This is a genomic window from Neisseriaceae bacterium CLB008 (assembly GCA_041228285.1).
GTDB lineage: Bacteria > Pseudomonadota > Gammaproteobacteria > Burkholderiales > Neisseriaceae > JAGNPU01.
In genome coordinates, this window is record CP166133.1 from 789,580 (window position 1) to 804,193 (window position 14,614).

The following is a 14,614-nucleotide window of genomic DNA, read 5'->3' on the forward strand; positions in this document are numbered from 1 at the left end:
TATGTTTTCAGAATTTTTTATTCGCCGACCGATTTTCGCAACCGTTTTATCGATTGTGATTATGTTGGCAGGCGGCCTGTCCTTAAAGGCCTTGCCGATTGAGCAGTTCCCTGACATCGTTCCGCCGGTTGTGAACGTGTCGGCTACCTACCCAGGTGCTTCTGCTGAGGTGGTATCCAATACGGTTGCGGCGCCATTAGAGCAGGCGATTAACGGGGTGGACGACATGCTGTACATCCAGTCCACCAGTAACTCTAGCGGTGCTTTGTCGTTGAGCGTGACCTTTAAAATTGGTACCGACGCCGACGAAGCCACCATTAACGTCAATAACCGCGTGCAAAGTGCACTTTCTGGTATTCCTGAGGAAGTGCGTCGTCAGGGCGTGGACGTGCGTAAGCGTTCGAACTCGTTCTTGCAGGTGATCAGCGTGTTCTCTCCGGACCAAAGCCACGATACGCTGTTTTTAAGTAACTATGCCACGTTGAACTTAGTGGATGCCCTGAAACGTGTTGATGGTGTGGGTGAAGTGCAGAACTTTGCCGCGCAAGACTACGCCATGCGTATTTGGATGCGTCCTGACAAAATGGCTCAGTTAAGCGTGAACACCAGCGATGTGGCGGCAGCCATTCGTGAGCAAAACGCCCAGTTTGCGGCCGGTAAAATTGGCGCATTGCCCACTAAAGATCGCCTAGATTTCACCTATACCGTGACCACTCAAGGCCGTATGAGCGAGCCAAGCGAGTTTGAAAACATCATTATTCGTTCGAATCCTGATGGTTCTAAAATCTTGCTCAAAGACATTGCGCGTTTGGAATTGGGTGCATTGAGCTATGACTTTAAAGGTGAGCACAACGGTCGTCCGACCGTACCCGTGGGGATTTTCTTGGCCCCTGGCGCGAACCAAGTGGCGACAGCTGATGCGGTACGCGCCACCCTAGATGAAATGTCTAAAACCTTCCCAGCAGGGGTGGAGTATGGCATTCCTTACGACACCACGAAGTTCGTGAACGCGTCGATTAAAGAAGTGGTGAAAACGTTTATTGAAGCGTTGATCTTGGTGTTCTTGGTGGTGTATTTATTCTTGCAAAACTGGCGCGCCACGCTGATTCCGTGTATTGCGGTACCGGTGTCGATTATCGGGACGTTTGCGGTGATGTATTTGCTGGGCTTTACCATCAATACCTTGACGCTCTTTGGACTGGTGTTGGCCATTGGTATTGTGGTGGATGACGCCATTGTGGTGTTGGAAAACGTTGAGCGGATCATGCGGACCGAAGGCTTGAATGCTTTGGATGCATCGATTAAAGCGATGCGCGAAGTGGCCGGTGCGCTGGTGGCGATTGTGTTGGTATTGGCGGCGGTGTTCGTACCGGTGGCCTTTATTGGCGGTATTGCTGGCGAGATGTATAAACAGTTTGCGATTACGATTGCCGTGTCGGTCGCGATTTCTGGCCTCGTGGCTTTGACCTTGACGCCTGCCTTGTGTGCGGTGTTCTTGGATGAGCATGACGATGAGAAAAAACCGAACCGCTTCTTCCAAGGGTTTAATAATTTCTTTGATAGAGCCACCCATAAATACACGGCCGGCGTTCGCTTCTTTGTGAAACGTATGCTGCTGGGCTTTGGTGTGTTGGCTGCTGTTTGTGTGGCCTCTTGGGGCTTGGTTGGTCAAATTCCAAGCTCTTTGGCGCCGGAAGAAGACCAAGGTTTTGTGTTTGGTGCGACGATGTTGCCTGAGGGCACCAACCTTGAGCGTACCCACGACGCCATGCAAAAGCTGGATAAGATTTTGGTTGAGAATGACAATATTGAAGAAGTCATGAGCTTCTCTGGCTTTGATATTTTGTCTGGTGGTGCGAAGAGTAGCTCTGGCGTGTCGTTTATTATCCTGAAGGATTGGGGTAGCCGTGCCGGTCAAGAAAACTCATCGTTTGGCGTGATTGGTAGCCTATTTGGCGCCACCGCTGGCTTGCGCGACAGCTTTACTTTATTCCTAAACCCACCGCCGATTTCAGGCATGTCGAATACGGGTGGTTTTGAGGGCTATGTTCAAAGCCGTGAGAGCGCTTCGCCAGAAGCCTTGAGCCGTGTGATGAATGATTTTGTGGCCGCGGCCGCACAGCGCCCAGAATTGCAGGGCGTGCAAACCACCTTTACGGCCAACGTACCGCAGATCAGCGTGGAGCTAGACCGTGAAAAAGCCCGTGCATTGGGCGTGCCGATCACCGACGTATTTGACACCATGCAAAGTATGTTTGGCTCGCTGTACGTGAATGACTTTAATAAGTTCGGTCGCGTGTATAAGGTACAAATGCAGTCTGAAGCAGACTACCGCGCCCGGGTGTCTGATATTGGCAATATGTATGTACGCTCAAGCGGTGGCCAGATGGTGCCCTTGACTGCCTTGGTTAACGTGAAGCGTACGGTTGGCCCTGAGATCATGGAACGCTTTAACGTGTTTACCGCAGGTAAAATCATGGGTAACCCAGCCCCAGGCTATAGCTCGGGCGAGGCACTGGATGCAATGGAGGCTTTAGCGGCAGACGTCTTGCCTGAAGGTTATGCTTTGGCTTGGTCTGGCTCTGCCTTCCAAGAGAAGTCAACTCAGGGCTCGACCGTGGTCGTGTTCGCCTTCGGCCTATTGATGGTGTTCTTGATCTTGGCCGCTCAGTATGAGCGTTGGACCTTACCGATTGCCGTTCTGTTGGCGGTGCCGTTTGCCTTATTTGGTGCGCTGTTGGCCAACTGGATGCGTGGCCTACAGTTTGACATTTACTTCCAGGTGGCATTAGTGACCCTGATTGGTCTGGCGGCGAAGAACGCGATTCTGATTGTGGAGTTCGCGGTGCAGCAAATGGAAGACGAAGGCAAAAACGTTTGGGAGGCTTCTATTGAGGCGGCTCGCCTACGGTTCCGTCCGATTGTGATGACATCTTTAGCCTTTATGATGGGCGTGTTGCCATTGGCCATCAGTAGCGGTGCCGGTTCTGCCAGCCGCCACTCGATTGGTACGGGCGTGATCGGTGGGATGTTGGCTGCGACGTTTATTGCCATTATCTTTGTGCCGATGTTCTTTGTGTTCATCATGACCTTGGGTAAAAAAGGCAAGGGTAAGGACAAAGACAGCCGTGAGGATAAAGAACCCACGAGCATTAACGGGGAAGGGGTGTAATATGAAAAAGATCATGACGATGGCCGTGGTAATGGCGTTGACAGGCTGTTCGGTAATGCCTACCTACCACCAGCCGGAAACCCCACTGCCTGCCGGTTTTAACGTTGAATCCACTCAAGGCCAAGATTTAAGCGTGTTGGTGGCCGATGAGTGGTGGCAAAACTTTGGCGACTCTAGTCTCAACCTCTTGGTGACCAGTGCTCTGATTTATAATCAAGACTTGGTTGCCGCTCAGGCCCGAGTGGAAGAAGCAGCTGCCAATGCCGGCATCGCTCGTAGTGCGCTGTTCCCGACAGTTGACGTGAACGGTAATTTTGCCCGTCAACGGACGTCGCAAGAAACCACAGCACCTGGCCAAGACCTGATCGGCGATGTGCGTACCGGTAATGCTCAGCTGTCTTGGGAGCTAGACCTGTGGGGCAAGCTACGCGCCCAAAATGCCGCAGGTAAATCACGCTTTTTAGCGTCGCAATACAATCGCGATGCCTTGAAGCTGTCGATTGCGGCCTTGGTGAGTAAAACCTATTTTCAACTGCAGGCGGCTGATGAGCAGTTAAACATCGCTAAAAGCACGTTGGAAACGCGTCAGAAAACCCTCGAGCTGTATCAAAAACGCTATCGTGGTGGGGTGATTTCGGCTTTGGAACTGCGTCAAGCCGAGGTTGAAAAAGCCACTTCTGAAGCTGATGTGCCGAGAATCGCACAGCTGGTACGCCAAACCGAAAACGCCTTGGCGGTGTTGGTTGGCCGTACGCCAGAGCAAATGGTGGACGGTTACATCGAGCGTGCCCGTAACACCTTACGCACGCCGGTGGCGCTGGATTTAATCCCAGAAGCCTTGCCTAGCCAGCTATTGGTGCGCCGAGCTGACATTCGTGCGGCAGAGGAAAACCTCAAGGCTGCAAATGCTGACATCGGTGTGGCGCGCGCTGCATTCTTGCCCTCGATTGGGTTGACGACGGCCATTGGTTCACAAAGCTTGTCTTTGGATGGTCTGTTTAGCGCCCCTGCACGGACGTGGAGCTTTGTGGGCAATATTGCCGCTCCGATCTTCCAAGCTGGCCGAATCAGCTATGGCGTGAAGGCTGCTAAGGCTCGTGAGCAAGAAATGGTGGCGACCTACCGTGGCGCCATTCAGGTGGCGTTCAGAGAAACCCTGGATGCCTTGAGTGCTCATGGCTATACGCGCGAGCAAGAAATGGCCACCAATAAGCAGTTAACGTCTATTCGTGGCGCTGTACGCTTAGCACAGTTACGCTATGACGGCGGTTATTCTGATTATTTGACCGTCTTGGACGCCCAGCGCAGTATGTATCAAATTCAGCAAAGTGCTGTTGCCGTTCGTTTAGAGCGTTTAAACAGCATGGTTGATTTATACAAAGCCTTAGGCGGCGGTTGGGATGAGGCGAAAAGTGAGCTGAAGCCAGAACTGCCTAAAATTTTGGTACACTAAGGCTGCTTGATTCATGGCCATGAACAAGACCACCCCTAAGGGTGGTCTTTTTTTGTGTTGTCATTAACGCACACAGCCATTGAATATAGATATATGATATAGATTGTTAACAAGGAGTGAATTATGCCAGAAACCGTTCAGCCCGATTACGCCAGCTACCACGCTCGTCGGATTGCCGATATTTTGATTGCGTTAGGGGATGATGACGCTCAGGTGGCGCCGATTTTGGTGGCCTTAGACGACGACAAAATTGCCGAAACCCTAAAGTTTTTGGCCCCGCTTAAGCAACAAAGCATTTTGCAGCTGTTGGCGCCCGAACGCGCCACGGCCATTTTGGAAATCATGCCGATTGACGAAGTGACGGACTTAGCCTTGATTTTGAATCAGCCCAGCCGAAACCAGTTTTTGGCGCGGCTGTCGGCTGAAAAGGCACAGAAGGTTCAGTCATTCTTAGGTTATTCGGAAGATTTAGTGGGCAGTATCACCACCACGGAATTCATTGCGTTGAGTCAGAAGGCCAGCGTGGGTGAGGCCTTAGCCCAAACCCGAGCGCATGCGGCCACGGCGGAAACGGTGAACTCTTTGTACGTGGTAGACGACAATCGGTTGCTGGTCGGCGTGGTGTCGATTCGGCGTTTGCTTAGCCACCCAGATGATGCCTTAATCGGCGCCATTATGGACACCGATGTCGGCGCCATTGGGGTGAAGGAACGGATTGAGGCAGCGCATCGCATGATTGAGCGCAACGACTGGACTTCGCTACCGGTGATTGATGAAATGGGGCGCATCTTGGGCTTGGTGACGGTGGATGACATCATGGAATACAGCACCTTAGAAACCACCAAAGACACTATGCGTATGAGCGGTAGCTTGCCGCTGGCCACACCCTATTTTGAAACCTCGATTTGGGGCCTATATAAAAAGCGGATTTTCTGGATTTTACTGCTATTTGTGGCCGAGGCCTATACCGGTACGGTGCTCAAACACTATGAGGATTCTTTGGAAACCGTAGTGGCTTTAGCTTTCTTTATTCCACTTTTGGTGGGGACCGGCGGCAATACCGGGACTCAGGTGGTGGCGACGGTGATTCGCTCGATTGGCACCGGTGAAATTAAGTTTGCTGACACGTTTAAGGTGATGAGTCGAGAGTTTATGGTGGGTGCCCTAATAGGGGTGACGGTTTTGGTGGCCTGTTTGATTCGGGCCTATTTCCTTGGTGTCGGCAAAGAGGTGGGGCTAGTGGTAGGGATTACCGCGCTCTTTGTAGTGGTTTGGGCCTCGATCGTGGCGTCTTGCTTGCCGATTATTCTGACCCGCTTAAAGTTAGATCCAGCGGTGATTTCCAGCCCGATGATCACCACGGTGGTCGATGGTACCGGTTTGATTATTTACTTTACCGTGGCTCATGCGTTGATTACGGCGTTGCAATAAGCCCGTGAGGCAGGATAACGGTTTTATTTTATCGTGGCTTATTTTAGAATAAGGCGATTATTTTTCGGCAAAGGTGAACGGCATGCGTTGGGAAGGCAGAAGACAGAGTCAAAATGTTGAAGACAGGCGTGCCCAAGGGGGTGGTGGCGGTGGGCCACGGCTACCCGGAGGTAAAGGTGGCCTGTTGGTGATGGCCGTTGTCGTCATCGCTGGGCTTTATGGCGTTGACCTTTCTGGTTTGATGACCATGGTGGATGATCCTGCGGCCAACCAGAGCCAGCAGGTGCCGTACCAGGCTGGTGCAAAGGAACAAGAGGCGGCTGCATTGACCTCGGTGGTGTTGGCCGATACGGAAGACACGTGGGCACGTATTTTTCAGCAGCAGGGCCAGCGCTATCAGCCGCCTAAGCTGGTGCTGTATCGTCAAGCGACCCGAACGGGCTGTGGTACCGGCCAAGCGGTGATGGGGCCTTTTTATTGCCCAGCCGATCAAACCGTGTACATTGATCTTTCATTTTACGACGACATGGCTAAGCGCCTAGGCGGCGGTGGTGACTTTGCTCAAGGCTATGTGATTGCCCATGAAGTGGGCCATCATGTCCAAAATTTGCTGGGCACCGAGCGTAAGGTACGCCAAATGCAACAGGGCCAAAGTGAAAAAACCGTGAATCAGCTGTCGGTGCGCATGGAGTTACAGGCTGACTGTTATGCTGGCGTCTGGGGGCATGCCATGGGCCAGGAAAATATTCTGGAAAATGGCGACCTTGAGTCGGCCCTGCGTACGGCAGAAGCCATCGGCGACGATCGCCTACAGCAGCAAAGCTCGGGGCGGGTGGTGCCCGATAGTTTTACCCACGGTTCGTCTGAGCAGCGCCACTATTGGTTTAGCCGAGGCTTTCAATCTGGCGATGCTGCACAATGCAATACGTTTAGCGATGTATTCTAATCATAATAGGGGAATGAAATGATTGTTTTTATCACCGGCGCCAGCGCTGGTTTTGGCGCGGCCATTAGCCGCCGCTTTATTGCGGCAGGTCATCAAGTGATTGGCACGGGGCGTCGCGCCGACCGGCTGGCGGCGTTGCAGCAAGACTTGGGCAAGGATTTTTACCCCTTGGTGTTGGACGTACGTGACGGCGCTGGCCTAGCAGAAGCCTTGGCCTGGCTGCCTGAAGCTTGGCAGAATATTGATGTGTTGGTGAACAATGCTGGCTTGGCTTTAGGTCTGGAGCGTGCTTATGAAGCCAATGCCGATGATTGGGCCACGATGATCGACACCAATGCTAAAGGTTTGGTGTTGACCACGCGGGCGCTGTTGCCTGGTATGGTGGCGCGTAATCTCGGACACGTGATTAATATTGGCTCTACGGCGGGCAACTGGCCTTATGCCGGCGGCAATGTGTATGGGGCGACTAAGGCGTTTGTGCGCCAGTTTAGCTTAGGCCTACGGGCCGACCTACAGGGTACGGCCGTGCGCGTGACCAATATTGAGCCGGGCTTGGTTGGCGGCACGGAATTTTCCAATGTGCGCCTGAAGGGCGATGATGAGAAAGTGGCTCAAATTTACGCCAATGCCGATGCTTTAAGCCCTGAAGACGTGGCTGAGTCGGTATTTTGGGTGGCGACGCTGCCGGCGCACGTCAACATCAATAGCATGGAAATGATGCCTGTGTGCCAATCGTTTGCCGGTTTGAGCGTGACGCGTAAGGCCTGATTGCTGGGTTAAAAAGCCCGTGGCTGCAATTGCAGCCACGGGCTTTTTCGTGGGCGCCGTTAGGCTAGCGCGCCTGGCCCCAGCCGCTGATTAAAACTAATAGGCCGACCAAAACAATGGCAGCGCCGAGCCAATCGCTGTGGCTGAGCTTAATGCCGTCGACCCAGCGCAGCCACAATAGCGCGGTGAGGACGTAGACGCCGCCATAGGCCGCATAAATACGGCCACTGGCCACGGGGTGGAGGGTTAGAAGCCAGGCAAATAAGCCCAAGCTTATCGCGGCCGGTATCAGTAGCCACGCGCTGCCGTTTTGTTTGAGCCACAGCCACGGCAGATAGCAGCCGATGATTTCGGCTAAGGCGGTGATGAAAAATAAGCAGGTGGTTTTTAGCATGAGCGTTGGCCTCGCCATTCGGTGATGAAGGTCGCGATCTGCGCGATGTGATTGAGGTCTAGTTGCGTCACGTTTGGCGGCAGATCAAGGCCGACATCGGTGGCATCGGAGGCCAGGGCGATGACGTGAGGGTCTAATAAATCAGCCAAGGGCTTGCCTACGGCGGCGCGGTACAGCGCGATTTTAGGTAGGGGCTCGTGCTTAAAGCCTTCGACCAGAATCAGGTCGACGTTGCCGAATTGTTGGGCCAGTTCGGCTAGGCTGTTCGGCTGGTTCGGGGTTTCCGTCATCAGTGCCCAGCGTTGGTCGCAGGCCACCATGGTTTGGTGGGCGCCGCTGTGGCGCAGCTCATAGCTATCTTTGCCCGGGGTGTCGACGTCGACGTTGTGGTGGCTGTGCTTGATTAAGCCTACGCTCAGGCCTTGTTGTCGTAAACAAGGAATCAAGGCCTTGAGTAAGGTGGTTTTGCCAGTGCCGCTATAGCCGACGATGCCTAAAAGAGGGGGGTGCATAAAGAGCCCTTGGGTGAATGTTCTTGTATCAAACTCAATAAGAGAGGTCGTGAGTCAGCCTATTGTACCCATTCGCTTAGGCGTGCGACAAGGCAGGCATAGTCAGCTGTGCGTGGGCAAATGGATTGTCTTTATCGGCCAAAACGAAGAGATGGCTATCGTCATCAGCGTGCGGGCGTGCATCAAAATCATGAGTGTCTTTAGGGCTAAAGCCTAGGGCAACCTTATGCTGGGCCTCGGTCGAGATGGCAGCCATGATGCGTTTCAGGCTGGTTTTAGGCTGGCCAAATACATCATAGAGTAAATGCTGGTCGTCCTCTTCTACGCAGATGGCCACTACGCCTAGTTCTGGTAAGTGATATACATGGTCATTTAAGAACTGGCTACAGTAGAACATCAGCAAGCCCCAGTTTTGCAATAGAGGCAGTTCGGCATAGGGATTACCTGCTAGAAAGTGCTGACGCAATAGGGCCACGTCTTCAGGCAAGTCCATGTGTAAACGTTGGCGTATGCTGTTGAGCGGTGCCACGCGGGCATGGTGTTGATACTCCTGGGCTGCAATAAAGCCATAGCGTGGGTAAAAATCCAGCACGCTGCCGTTGGCGTATAAATAGAGGGCGTCACATTCGGGCTGATACCGCCTCAGCACGCGCTGCATCAGCGCGTCGGCTAAGCCTTGGTGGCGATGGTCAGGGTGGGTCATGACGGTGCCGATTTGGCCATAGCATTTAGCTAGGCCTTGATGGGTGGTGTGGATGAGGCTGATGGACACATTCGCCACGACCTTGCCTTGATGGAGCAGCACGTGTGGGCGATAGGCGTCTTGCCAATAGCCTTGTTGATGCCAGGGTTCAAAATCCAGCTCAAAAATGCGTTGACTGAGCTGGCTAAAGCTATGGCGTACCGCTTCATTGTCGCGCACTTGATCGCAATAGGTGTAGTGAGGGGAAAGCATGAAGATCCTTTGGGTTTAGCGTTTGGCGCCATCGCAGAAATGCGTCCAGACCAGATCGATGGCCTCTTTGAGGGTGACGTTGCCGATGTGGACCTGCACCCAGGCAATCGACAGATGCGTGTGTAGGCTATTGGTTAACCAGTCTAGCGGCAGCTTGGGGTTGAAATAGTCTTGCGCATAGAGGGTGCTTAACGTGTCGTAATAAGGGGCTAGGTGGGTTTGGATGCGGGCACTGAAATCCTGTGGTGCCTTATTGTTGGGATAGTAAAATAGAAAATAAACCTTATCGCCCTGGGCCGTGCAGGCCGCGATCATGGCGCGCAGCCGTGCTTCTGGGTCGGCCATGCTGGGCAGCTGGTCTAAGGCTGTGCGTAAGCTCTGTAAGGCATAGTGGGCCATGGCGGCAAATAGCGTGTCGCGTCCGTCAAAGTGGCGATGAAACGTGGCTTTGCTAATGTTGGCGGCAGACGCGATTTCATTGAGTGTGGCCGTTGGATTCATGATGATGAACGGTAGGGCGGCGTCGATGATGAGCCGTTGACGGGGGCTAATGGCGGGCATGGTGAGACTCTTTAGTATTGTTTGAGACTATTTTGTCTCATTTGTACTGAGTGGTCAAGAAGGGCTGTCGGATGCTCAGCTGGCGTGAGCGCACAAAAGAGCCATTAAACGTTAAAAAAGTGCCGAAAAAGCAAGGTGTTTAGGTGGATTTAATTCTCCTACAGGTGGCTTGAACTTTAGCTTTTTAGCCCCATCATAAGCTTACGGTCTGTGCGGTTTGGGAAAAGGCTGAGGTAAGTGACAAGGGTTTGTATTTAATCTAATTTTACGTAGCTAAGCATTGTCATTTGTATGGGTCTAAGCTACAGTCGTTATCCATAACCATCGGCTTGTTTTGGCCGAAAACACGCACAGGTTAAGAACCAATAAACAAGCATAATAAAGAAAGTATGAAGGTAAGCCATGCACACGCATAAACGTAAGGCCCTTTTGGTGGTAAGCGCTCATCGCGAGCTTGGGGAGATTGAAAAGGCCACGGGTTTTTGTTATGAAACCTTGGCCATGCAGTATTGGGGACTATTGGATTATGGCTTTGACGTCGACATTGCGTCGATTAATGGTGGCCGTGCGCCAGCTAATCCAGCCTATTTAGATGATGTGGCGCAGCGCAGTAAGTCGCTGCGTCGATTTTTAACCCATGGCGCGAGCGTGGCGAAAATTGAGCACAGCTTGGCCATCAGCGACATCAATGTGGCGGACTACACCATGGTCGTGTTGATCGGTGGCTATGGCGCGCTGTGGGATTTTCCGACCTCGACGCATTTGGCCTATGCCGTGAGTCAATGTTTTGATGAAGGCATTTTACTGGGGGCGGTGGGAGAAGGCGTAGCGGGTTTAACCTATGCACGCCACACGATGTTGGGCTGTGAAGCACCGGATGTGCCGGTGGTGGATGGCCGTCAAATGACCTGTTTTAGCGATGCAGAGCTTGAGGCGGCTGGGCTATTAACTTTAGCGCCCTTCTCCTTGCAGCAAAAACTGGCAGCGCAAGGGGCGAAGCTGAGTTTTAATCAAGCGCATGAGCCTTGCGTGCGCCGTGACGGTGATTTGGTAACGGGCCAAAACAGTGCATCAGCGGACCTGGTGGTGCAGGCGCTGTTGCAGCGCCATCGCGAACGATTTAAAGAATAAAGCAGTAGGCGTATGATGAAGAGCAAGCCCTATCGGCTTGCTTTTTATGTTTATATTCAATCGAGAAAGTCACCATGAGTGCATTGGCATCAGCCTTTATTGGCCTATTGTTGACGGCAGGGCTGTTGATTGCCATCCCTGGCCCCAGCGTATTGTACATCGTTGGCCAAGCTTTGGCGTTTGGTCGTCGCAGCGCCCTGTATGGCGTTTTAGGTAATACCGTTGGCAGCGCCAGTACTGGGCTGTTGGTGGTGTTGGGCCTAGGGTATGTGTTTACGCTGGTGCCGTGGTTACAGACGGTGACGGTCATCGTGGGCGCGCTGGTGTTGCTGTGGATCGGTGGCCAATACATGCATCAGGCCTGGCGACCAGGCGCTATTTCGGCGGCCGTGGTAGAGGCCAACCCTGGTCACTCTTTTCGCATGGGGTTAGTCGTCGGCGCCAGCAACCCAAAGGTCTTGATTATGTTCGGCACCATTGTGCCCAGCTTTATGCCCCGCACAGACAGCGTGGGCCTATCGGCACAAACGTTGATTTTATTACTGGCTTTGGTGCCGATTGTGACGGGCCTCGTGGTGGATACCGCTTGGGCCATGCTGGCCGTGGCGGGTAGACGCTTTATGCAGGGCGCTGAATCACGCCTGCGTTTGATGCACTGCCTAGGCGGCTTGCTGATGTTGATGATGGCGCTGTGGCTTTTGGTTGATGTGGCTATAGGTATTGTTTAACCGGTTCTTGGATGAAGTTTAAAAATGCGCTGATGCGGGCCGACAACTGCGTGTTGCGATAATACACGGCATGCACCGGCAGGCTGTGCGGCAGCCTTTGATCGGCGAACAGCTCGACCAGCTGCCCTTGAGCCAGTGCGGTTTGGGTGGTGAAGTCGGTGAGGCTGAGAATCCCTTGGGCGGCCAAACCTAGGGCCAATAGGGTTTCGCCAGAGGAGGCTTGGATGCCTGGCTCTACCTGTAGGGGATGGCCAGGCTCGTCCATCAGTGGCCACACGTTCAAATGGTGTAGCTTGCTGAAGCCTAAAAGCGTGTGCTGTTTCAGTTCAGCCACGGTGGTCGGCGTGCCGTATTGGGCTAAATAGTCGGGGCTGGCTAAAATGCGCATCTTGCTGTGGCCCAGCAGTCGGGCGTGCAGGGTAGAGTCTTCTAAATGGCCGACGCGAATGGCGATGTCGGTGTGCTGGGCCAGCAGGTCAATGTAAAAGTCATTGGTGTCTAGGGCGAGGCTGATGTGTGGGTAGGCTTGGCGAAAGCCGCCGACTAAGGGCACGATGACTTGACGAATAAATGAGGGCGCGCCGTTGACGCGCAAGAGGCCACTGGGCAGCTGGCGTCGAATGGCCATCTGCTCTTCTAAAGCATTGACCGACTGTAAAATAGCGCGACAGGCGTTTAAGACATAGCGCCCTTCGTCGGTTAAGTTTAGGCGCCGCGTGGTGCGGTTTAGGAGTGGCGTGTCCAGCTTTTGTTCTAGGCGCGTCAGTGCCCGGCTGACGCCGGAAACGGTTTGCTCTAGTTGGGCCGCAGCGGCGGTGATGCTGCCGCAATCCACAACGGTTTTAAAAACCAAATATTCTTCTAAGGTGGTGTTCATGTGGGCCTGCCTGAATGCAATCAATATGGATGATTTTGGCTTATTGTTGATTTTTTATCAATAGTATTTTGTTATTTTGACTATTTTTGCAATAAATCTGTCTGGGTATACTGAGCCTTTATTTTATGAATGATCCAAGGGTGAGAGATGAAGATTCTACTGATTAATGGTGCTCAAAGTTTATTTGGTGAAGGCGGGACGCTTAATAACAGGCTGCATCAGGTGGCGGTGACGCATTTACGTGAGGCAGGTCATGAGGTGCAAGAAACCCATATTGAGCAGGGTTATGACATGGCCCAAGAGGTGGATAAGATCCTTTGGGCTGAGGCCATTGTGTTTCAAATGGCCGGTTGGTGGATGGGGCTGCCGTGGAAGGTTAAGCAATATATCGATGAGGTCTACAGCATCGGCCACGGCCAGATTTACGCCAGCGATGGGCGCTCACATCTTGACCCCAACATTAATTATGGCACTGGGGGCCTTTTGCAGGGGCGCCGCTACATGATTTCAACCACGTGGAATGCGCCCTTACACGCATTTAACGCGCCCGATGAGTTTTTTGAAGGGCGCGGTGTTGATGAGGTGTATTTTGCCTTTCATAAGGCACAGCAGTTTGTGGGCCTACAGGCCTTGCCCACATTTATGCTGAACGACGTGGTTAAAAACACACAGTCTGAGGATTTCTCGACGGCCTATCGGCAGCATTTAAGCCGCGTTTTTGCTTAAGCAATACGTGGAGTTGAACCCTAAACACCTATGGTGTTTAGGGTTTTTTTATGGCGAGTTTAAGCGTGCGTTGTTTGATGACCTAGGCATTTTCTTGTAAAAATGAATAGGCAAATATTTATTTTAATGGCATTATGCTTTATGCATTAACATCCTTTTTGATTGGAGGCCAATATGGCGATACAGGCAAAAAAAGCGTTGCTAGTGGTGACGTCACACTCAGCGCTCGGAGACACTGGGCGCACCACAGGGGTTTATTATGAAGAGCTAGCCATACCGTATTGGGCTCTGATGGATGCGGGACTGTCGGTAGACATTGCGTCGATTCAAGGGGGAGTGGTGCCGATTGATCCGAACAGTTTACCGCAAGAGGGCCGCCATGAAGCGGTACAGCGATTTTTAGACGACGAGGCCAGCGTCAGCCAGATTCAGCAAACCTTGGTGTTGGATGAGGTGGACATGAATGAATACCGACTGGTGTTTCTACCCGGCGGTCATGGTGCGATGTGGGATTTTCCCGACTCAATGGAGCTGGCCAATCTGATCAGCGAGGCGGCGGCGCGGCATTGGGTCATCGGTGCGGTTTGCCATGGCGTGGCCGGGCTATTGAGCGCCATTTGCCTAGACGGTCGACCGCTTTTAGAAGGGCGTCGGGTGAGTGCGTTTACCAATGAGGAGGAAGTGGGTATTGGCCTACAGGATGTGGTGCCCTTTTTATTAGAAAGCCAAATTCGTACGCTTGGTGGGCTGTTTGAGCAAGGCCAGAATTTTGGTGCTTATGCGGTACGTGATCAATTATTGGTCACGGGGCAAAATCCGGCTTCATCTGCTTTAGTGGCAGAAGCCTTACTGGAGGCTTTAAAAGCGCAAGAAGCCGAGTAGGCGTTTGAGGGTTTGAGCCAGCCGCTGCTAAGGGGCTGGTTTTTTTGTCTCTGGCATCGGGTGGCGAGCATAAAGCAC

General features: G+C 52.7%; 14 protein-coding genes. 9 read left to right on the forward strand and 5 right to left on the reverse strand.

The features are described from left to right. Position 1: 1 nt before the first annotated feature. From AB8Q18_03510 to ydfG, 5 genes are all read left to right on the forward strand, one after another. Positions 2-3,172, forward strand: coding sequence for an efflux RND transporter permease subunit (locus tag AB8Q18_03510; protein XDZ52127.1), 3,171 nt, complete (start codon positions 2-4; stop codon positions 3,170-3,172). Position 3,173: 1 nt separating this feature from the next. Further along, the gene (locus AB8Q18_03515; protein ID XDZ52128.1) at positions 3,174-4,625 is read left to right on the forward strand and encodes an efflux transporter outer membrane subunit; all 1,452 of its coding nucleotides are present in this window, start codon (positions 3,174-3,176) and stop codon (positions 4,623-4,625) included. A gap of 123 nt (positions 4,626-4,748) precedes the next feature. Then, the gene (gene mgtE / locus AB8Q18_03520) at positions 4,749-6,056 is read left to right on the forward strand and encodes a magnesium transporter (protein ID XDZ52129.1); all 1,308 of its coding nucleotides are present in this window, start codon (positions 4,749-4,751) and stop codon (positions 6,054-6,056) included. Positions 6,057-6,138: 82 nt separating this feature from the next. Continuing rightward, on the forward strand, positions 6,139-7,002 hold the full coding sequence (locus tag AB8Q18_03525) for a neutral zinc metallopeptidase (GenBank protein ID XDZ52130.1): 864 nt from the start codon (positions 6,139-6,141) through the stop codon (positions 7,000-7,002). A gap of 18 nt (positions 7,003-7,020) precedes the next feature. Beyond that, positions 7,021-7,770: a bifunctional NADP-dependent 3-hydroxy acid dehydrogenase/3-hydroxypropionate dehydrogenase YdfG gene (ydfG, locus tag AB8Q18_03530; GenBank protein XDZ52131.1), complete on the forward strand. Its 750-nt coding sequence runs from the start codon at positions 7,021-7,023 to the stop codon at positions 7,768-7,770. Positions 7,771-7,834: 64 nt separating this feature from the next. Here ydfG and AB8Q18_03535 read toward each other — a convergent pair whose 3' ends face one another. From AB8Q18_03535 to AB8Q18_03550, 4 genes are all read right to left on the reverse strand, one after another. Then, positions 7,835-8,164: a YnfA family protein gene (locus tag AB8Q18_03535; GenBank protein ID XDZ52132.1), complete on the reverse strand. Its 330-nt coding sequence runs from the start codon at positions 8,162-8,164 to the stop codon at positions 7,835-7,837. After that, entirely contained in the window at positions 8,158-8,676 is a 519-nt protein-coding gene (gene mobB, locus AB8Q18_03540; GenBank protein ID XDZ52133.1) for a molybdopterin-guanine dinucleotide biosynthesis protein MobB, read from the reverse strand. The genes AB8Q18_03535 and mobB overlap by 7 nt, the downstream gene beginning before the upstream one ends. Positions 8,677-8,752: 76 nt before the next feature. Beyond that, positions 8,753-9,631 (reverse strand): GNAT family N-acetyltransferase, encoded by an 879-nt coding sequence (locus AB8Q18_03545; protein XDZ52134.1) that lies wholly within the window; start codon positions 9,629-9,631, stop codon positions 8,753-8,755. A gap of 15 nt (positions 9,632-9,646) precedes the next feature. Next, a complete protein-coding gene (locus tag AB8Q18_03550; GenBank protein ID XDZ52135.1) occupies positions 9,647-10,192 on the reverse strand; it encodes a TetR/AcrR family transcriptional regulator in 546 nt (181 codons plus the stop codon). A 402-nt stretch (positions 10,193-10,594) separates the two neighbouring features. Here AB8Q18_03550 and AB8Q18_03555 point away from each other — a divergent pair, with 402 nt between their 5' ends. Continuing rightward, a complete protein-coding gene (locus AB8Q18_03555) occupies positions 10,595-11,323 on the forward strand; it encodes a hypothetical protein (GenBank protein ID XDZ52136.1) in 729 nt (242 codons plus the stop codon). 74 nt (positions 11,324-11,397) lie between these two features. Then, complete coding sequence (locus AB8Q18_03560) at positions 11,398-12,051, forward strand: LysE family translocator (GenBank protein ID XDZ52137.1); 654 nt, start codon at positions 11,398-11,400, stop codon at positions 12,049-12,051. Here the strand turns inward: AB8Q18_03560 and AB8Q18_03565 are convergent. After that, complete coding sequence (locus tag AB8Q18_03565) at positions 12,035-12,928, reverse strand: LysR family transcriptional regulator (GenBank protein ID XDZ52138.1); 894 nt, start codon at positions 12,926-12,928, stop codon at positions 12,035-12,037. The genes AB8Q18_03560 and AB8Q18_03565 overlap by 17 nt on opposite strands. 147 nt (positions 12,929-13,075) lie before the next feature. On the opposite strand from AB8Q18_03565, the gene AB8Q18_03570 reads away from it, so the two are divergent. Beyond that, complete coding sequence (locus AB8Q18_03570; GenBank protein XDZ52139.1) at positions 13,076-13,654, forward strand: NAD(P)H-dependent oxidoreductase; 579 nt, start codon at positions 13,076-13,078, stop codon at positions 13,652-13,654. A 174-nt stretch (positions 13,655-13,828) separates the two neighbouring features. Continuing rightward, the gene (locus AB8Q18_03575) at positions 13,829-14,536 is read left to right on the forward strand and encodes a type 1 glutamine amidotransferase domain-containing protein (protein XDZ52140.1); all 708 of its coding nucleotides are present in this window, start codon (positions 13,829-13,831) and stop codon (positions 14,534-14,536) included. Positions 14,537-14,614 lie beyond the last annotated feature (78 nt).

Bases quoted from the DNA above. Each gene is read 5' to 3' on its own strand.
- AB8Q18_03570 (XDZ52139.1), top strand. From the start codon at position 13,076: ATGAAGATTCTACTGATTAATGGTGCTCAAAGTTTATTTGGTGAAGGC.
- AB8Q18_03545 (XDZ52134.1), bottom strand. From the start codon at position 9,631: ATGCTTTCCCCTCACTACACCTATTGCGATCAAGTGCGCGACAATGAA.
- AB8Q18_03550 (XDZ52135.1), bottom strand. From the start codon at position 10,192: ATGCCCGCCATTAGCCCCCGTCAACGGCTCATCATCGACGCCGCCCTA.
- AB8Q18_03535 (XDZ52132.1), bottom strand. From the start codon at position 8,164: ATGCTAAAAACCACCTGCTTATTTTTCATCACCGCCTTAGCCGAAATC.
- AB8Q18_03515 (XDZ52128.1), top strand. From the start codon at position 3,174: ATGAAAAAGATCATGACGATGGCCGTGGTAATGGCGTTGACAGGCTGT.
- AB8Q18_03555 (XDZ52136.1), top strand. From the start codon at position 10,595: ATGCACACGCATAAACGTAAGGCCCTTTTGGTGGTAAGCGCTCATCGC.
- mobB (XDZ52133.1), bottom strand. From the start codon at position 8,676: ATGCACCCCCCTCTTTTAGGCATCGTCGGCTATAGCGGCACTGGCAAA.
- AB8Q18_03565 (XDZ52138.1), bottom strand. From the start codon at position 12,928: ATGAACACCACCTTAGAAGAATATTTGGTTTTTAAAACCGTTGTGGAT.
- AB8Q18_03510 (XDZ52127.1), top strand. From the start codon at position 2: ATGTTTTCAGAATTTTTTATTCGCCGACCGATTTTCGCAACCGTTTTA.
- AB8Q18_03560 (XDZ52137.1), top strand. From the start codon at position 11,398: ATGAGTGCATTGGCATCAGCCTTTATTGGCCTATTGTTGACGGCAGGG.
- AB8Q18_03525 (XDZ52130.1), top strand. From the start codon at position 6,139: ATGCGTTGGGAAGGCAGAAGACAGAGTCAAAATGTTGAAGACAGGCGT.
- ydfG (XDZ52131.1), top strand. From the start codon at position 7,021: ATGATTGTTTTTATCACCGGCGCCAGCGCTGGTTTTGGCGCGGCCATT.
- AB8Q18_03575 (XDZ52140.1), top strand. From the start codon at position 13,829: ATGGCGATACAGGCAAAAAAAGCGTTGCTAGTGGTGACGTCACACTCA.
- mgtE (XDZ52129.1), top strand. From the start codon at position 4,749: ATGCCAGAAACCGTTCAGCCCGATTACGCCAGCTACCACGCTCGTCGG.